This is a genomic window from Stenotrophomonas sp. HMWF003, assembly GCF_003061285.1.
In the GTDB taxonomy this organism is placed as follows: Bacteria; Pseudomonadota; Gammaproteobacteria; order Xanthomonadales; family Xanthomonadaceae; genus Stenotrophomonas; species Stenotrophomonas maltophilia_AP.
Map to the genome: position 1 here is coordinate 1 of NZ_QAIW01000437.1, position 3,926 is coordinate 3,926.

The 3,926-nt window shown below is 68.0% G+C and carries 3 protein-coding genes; all 3 read right to left on the minus strand.

The window, feature by feature from the left end; all coding sequences use genetic code 11:
• Window positions 1-74: 74 nt before the first annotated feature.
• Entirely contained in the window at window positions 75-683 is a 609-nt protein-coding gene (gene lptE, locus DBR34_RS19155) for an LPS assembly lipoprotein LptE (RefSeq protein ID WP_128097956.1), read from the minus strand.
• A gap of 133 nt (window positions 684-816) precedes the next feature.
• Complete coding sequence (leuS, locus tag DBR34_RS19160) at window positions 817-3,456, minus strand: leucine--tRNA ligase (RefSeq protein ID WP_128097957.1); 2,640 nt, start codon at window positions 3,454-3,456, stop codon at window positions 817-819.
• A gap of 138 nt (window positions 3,457-3,594) precedes the next feature.
• Window positions 3,595-3,926: DUF998 domain-containing protein (locus tag DBR34_RS24070; protein WP_343125623.1), on the minus strand; the 332-nt coding region annotated here is incomplete at its 5' end.

Here is a 3,926-nt window from a genome sequence, read left to right on the forward strand (position 1 = left end):
GTGCCTGGCCGGCCGGCTGGCTGGCGAATTGTTCGGGTCGCAGTTCCATCCTGGCGCCGATCCGGAGGGACCGGTCAGTGCCCCGGGATCGGCGTGGCCGCGGCGGCCGGCGGCGGCACTGCCGGGTCAACCGGGGTGGCGGCCGGGGTGGCCGGGGTGGCCGGCTTGGCCGGTACGCGGCCTTCCATCTCGGCGCGCACCACGCTGTCGATGCGGCGCATGATCGAGGCCGACATCTCACGACGCAGTTCGTCGGCAAGGATCTCGCGCTCGGTGGTGGTACCGGTGGCGTCGGTGGGCGGGGAGACGTAGTCGCGCGACAGTTCGATCACCTGCTGCGGTACCAGCTCGCTGCCATCCTCACGCAGGAACTTGAAGATCACCGCGTAGCGCAGGCTGTATTCCTGGGCACGGCCCTGGGCATCGATGGCGATCGGCAGGTCACCCCAGCGCTCGGACAGCACCTGCAGCTGGGCCGCCTTGGCGCTGTCGTCCGACTCGGCGATCTGCGCGCCCGACGACTGCAGCCCCCGGCGCAGCAGCTTGGCCAGCTCACTGTACGGCGCGGTGGACACCACCTTCACTGCGGCGGTATCGGCCGGCAGCATCAACTTGTTGCGCAGGTGGAAGCCGCAGCCGGCAAGCGACGCGGTCAGGACAAGGGCAAGCAGGAATCGGGTCATGGGCACAGTCTGGGGGAGCCGGGCGGGCGCGGCAACAGGCATTGAAGATGCCCGATGCCGCGTGAACGTAGCACGTAGAGCGGGGCTCTGCCCCGCTCCGGGGTAGCCGGGTAGAACCCGGCTCTACGCGGGGTCAGGCGGCCACGATGTTCACGATCTTGCCGGGCACGATGATGATCTTGCGCACGGTCAGCCCGTCCAGGAACTTGGCCGCGTTCGGTTCGGCCAGGCCCAGTGCTTCGATCTGGTCGCGCGGCGCGTCGGCGGCCACTTCGATGGTGCCCCGCAGCTTGCCGTTGACCTGCACCGCCAGGGTGACCGCATCGCGCACCAGCGCACTGCTGTCGGCCTGCGGGAACGCCTGGTCTTCCAGCAGCGTCTCGCCGTGGCCCAGTACCTGCCACAGCGCATGGCTGGCATGCGGGGTGATCGGGTTGAGCAGCAGCACGGTGGCCTGCAGCGCTTCCTGGCGGACCGCACGGCCCTGCCCGCTCGCGTCGTCGAACTTGGCCAGCGCGTTCATCAGTTCCATCACCGCGGCAATGGCGGTGTTGAAGCTGTGGCGGCGGCCATAGTCGTCGCCCACCTTGCCGATGGTTTCGTGGGTCTTGCGGCGCAGCACCTTCTGTTCGGCGTTCAGCGCGGCCACGTCCAGCGCCGGTGCCGGGCCCTCGGCGGCGTGCTTCTGCACCTGCGTCCACAGGCGGCGCAGGAACCGCGCCATGCCATCGACGCCGGCCTCGTTCCACTCCAGCGACTGCTCCGGCGGCGCGGCGAACATCGAGAACAGGCGCACCGTGTCGGCGCCGTACTTGCTCACCATCACCTGCGGGTCCACGCCGTTGTTCTTGGACTTGGACATCTTCTCGGTGCCGCCGATCACCACCGGCTGGCCGTCGGCGATCAGGGTGGCGCCGGTGATGCGGCCGCGCTCGTCGCGCTGCACGTCCACGTCGGCCGGGTTGATCCAGTCCTTGGAGCCGTCCGGGTTCGGGCGGTAGTAGGTCTCGGCGATCACCATGCCCTGGCACAGCAGGTTCTGCGCCGGTTCGTTGCTGTCCACCATGCGCGCATCACGCAGCAGCTTGTGGAAGAAACGGAAGTACATCAGGTGCAGGATCGCGTGCTCGATGCCACCGATGTACTGGTCCACCGGCAGCCAGTAGTTGCCGCGCTTGTCCACGGCATCGCGGGCACCGGGCGAGGTGTAGCGCGCGTAGTACCAGCTGGACTCCATGAAGGTGTCGAAGGTGTCGGTTTCGCGTTCGGCCGCACCGCCGCAGTCCGGGCAGGTGGTCTTGCGCCATTCCGGATCGGCCTTGATCGGCGAACCGGTGCCGACGAAGTTGACGTTCTCGGGCAGCACCACCGGCAGCTGTTCTTCCGGCACCGGCAACGCGCCGCACTTGGGGCAGTAGATCACCGGGATCGGGCAGCCCCAGTAGCGCTGGCGGCTCACGCCCCAGTCGCGCAGGCGGTAGTTGACGCGGCGCTGGCCCTGGGCCTTGCGCTCGAACCGTTCAGCCAACGCCTCGAAGGCGCCCTGGAAATCCAGGCCGTCGAACTCGTCGGAGTTGACCAGCTCGGTCTCGCGGGTCTTGTCGCCGTACCAGTCCTGCCAACGCGTGGCGTCGTACGCGCTTTCTTCCTTGCGCAGCGCCTTCAGTGCGATGACCTGGCGGATCGGCAGGGCGTACTTGGTGGCGAATTCGAAGTCCCGCTGGTCGTGGCCCGGCACGGCCATCACCGCGCCGGTGCCGTAGCCCATCAGCACGAAATTGGCTACCCACACCGGCACCTGGGCGCCGGTGACCGGATGCACGGCGCGCAGGCCGGTATCCATGCCGCGCTTTTCCTGGGTTTCCAGTTCGGCTTCGGACACGCCACCCTGCTTCATCTCGGCCAGCAGCGCGGCCAGCGCCGGGTTGGACTTGGCCGCATGCTGGGCCAGCGGGTGTTCGCCGGCGATCGATACGAAGGTCACGCCCATCACCGTGTCCGGGCGGGTGGTGAACACGCGCAGCGAATCCAGCGCGCTGCCGTCGGCGTCGCGCACGTCGAACTGGATTTCCAGCCCTTCGGAGCGGCCGATCCAGTTGCGCTGCATGGTCTTGACCGAATCGGGCCAGCCCGGCAGTTCGTCCAGGCCATCCAGCAGTTCCTGCGCGTAATCGGTGATGCGCAGGAACCACTGCGGGATCTCGCGCTTTTCCACCAGCGCGCCGGAACGCCAGCCGCGGCCGTCGATGACCTGCTCGTTGGCCAGCACGGTCTGGTCGATCGGGTCCCAGTTCACCACCGCGTTGCGGCGGTAGGCCAGGCCCTTGCGCATCAGCCGGGTGAACATGCGCTGCTCGTGCACGTAGTACTCGGGCGTGCAGGTGGCGAATTCGCGCGACCAGTCCACCGCATAGCCCATGGCCTTGAACTGGCCCCGCATGTGCTCGATGTTGGCGTAGGTCCACTTGGCCGGCGCGGTCTTGTTCTTGATCGCCGCATTCTCGGCCGGCAGGCCGAAGGCGTCCCAGCCCATCGGCTGCAGCACGTTGTGCCCGGTCATCCGCTTGTAGCGGCTGATCACGTCACCGATCGTGTAGTTGCGCACGTGGCCCATGTGCAGCGCCCCGGACGGGTACGGCAGCATCGAGAGGCAGTAGTACTTCGGCTTGTCCGAAGTCTCGCTCACCTCGAAGGCACGGGTGGCATCCCAGAACTTCTGGGCGGCGGATTCAACCTGCTGCGGATCGTAAACGTTGGGTTCGACGCTGGTCATGGAAACGCTAGTGCGGCGGCAAAGCGGGACAGGGTACCGCAGTGCGGCATGGGGCTCCAATCGAGCCCACCTACCCTGCCTCGCAAAGCCTTCATCCTGTTGAATCGCCAAGGGTTTTCCCACGGCGACCGATTCCGCTCAGCGCGGGCGATGCGCCAATGGCAGCGCCGCCAGCAACCACACCACCCAGACGGCGAAGGCCAGCCGCTGCGCCAGCGGTGCCGGCATCCATGCCTGCAGCACGAACGCGGCCAGCACCATCCCCACCGCGCAGCCCAGGTGCAGCAGCGCCTGCGCACGCCAGCCCGGCACCCGCAGCGCGCCCAGCCCATACAGCAGCGTGCCCGGCACGAACGCCAGGACCCACACCATCCACGCACTGGCATGGAACTGGCTGGCCGGGCTTTCGATATCGCTGGCGTCCAGCGGCAGCAGCCCCATCGCGGCGAAGCCGGCCCCCGCCAGCACCA